Origin of the sequence: Hydrogenophaga sp., from assembly GCF_051007235.1 — a bacterium.
Lineage (GTDB): Bacteria > Pseudomonadota > Gammaproteobacteria > Burkholderiales > Burkholderiaceae_C > Hydrogenophaga.
In genome coordinates, this window is sequence record NZ_JBPCSJ010000082.1 from 1 (window position 1) to 1,192 (window position 1,192).

Sequence of the window (1,192 nt, forward strand, 5' to 3'; positions counted from 1 at the left end):
GTGACCAAGTGGCTGGGCGAGCAGGCCGAAGCCCTGGGCGTGGAGATCTTCCCCGGCTTCTCGGCCGCCGAAGTCCTGTACAACGACGATGGTTCCGTCAAAGGCGTGGCCACCGGCAACCAGGGCGTGGGCAAAGACGGCGAGCCCATGGAGAGTTTCCAGATCGGCATGGAGCTGCACGCCAAGTACACCGTGTTCGCCGAAGGCGCCCGTGGCCACCTGGGCAAGCAGCTGATCGCCAAGTACAAGCTCGATGAAGGCAAGGACGCGCAGACCTTCGCCATCGGCATCAAGGAACTGTGGGAAGTGCCGGCCGACAAAGCCAAGCCCGGTCTGGTGGTGCACACGGCAGGATGGCCGCTGAACGACGACGCCTTCGGTGGCGGTTTCCTCTACCACCTCGAAGGCAACAAGGTCACGCTGGGTTACGTCATCGGACTGGACTACCAGAACCCCTGGCTGAGCCCGTTCGAAGAGATGCAGCGCTGGAAGACCCACCCGAGCATCAAGGCGCACATCGAAGGCGGCAAGCGCCTGGGCTACGGTGCGCGGGCGCTGAACAACGGCACGCCCCAGGCCCTGCCCAAGACGGTGTTCCCCGGCGGTGCGCTGGTCGGCTGCGACGCGGGTTTCCTCAACGCCGCGCGCATCAAGGGCAGCCACGCGGCCATCAAGAGCGGCATGCTCTGCGGCGAGGCGGCTTTTGAGGCCGTGGCCGCCAGCCGCGCCAGCGACGAGCTCATCGCCTTTGAAGACAAGTTCAAGGCCAGCTGGCTGCACGAGGAGCTGTGGACCTACCGCAACTTCAAGAACTGGTTCAAGAAGAGCCCGCTGCTGGGCAAGCTCATGACCGGGGTGGAGCACTGGTTCCTGCCCAAGGTCGGTGTGAGCACGCCGCCCTGGACCCTGCACAACACCGTGGCCGACCACAGCAAGCTGCGCCCGGCGGACCAGATGCCGCAGATCAGCTATCCCAAGCCCGATGGCAAGCTCAGCTTCGACAAGCTCTCCAGCGTGTTCATCAGCAACACCAACCACGAAGAGAACCAGCCCGCGCACTTGACGCTCAAGGACGCCAGCGTGCCGGTGAACGTCAACCTCAGCCGCTACGCCGGCCCTGAGAACCGCTACTGCCCGGCGGGCGTGTACGAGTTCGTCAAGAACGACGACGGTGGCGACCGCCTGCCGATCA

Annotated in this window: 1 protein-coding gene; it reads left to right on the plus strand. The window is 64.8% G+C overall.

What is annotated here, in order from left to right:
* On the plus strand, positions 1–1,192 hold a 1,192-nt coding region (locus ACR2JA_RS02795; protein WP_434007600.1), incomplete at both ends, for a 4Fe-4S dicluster domain-containing protein.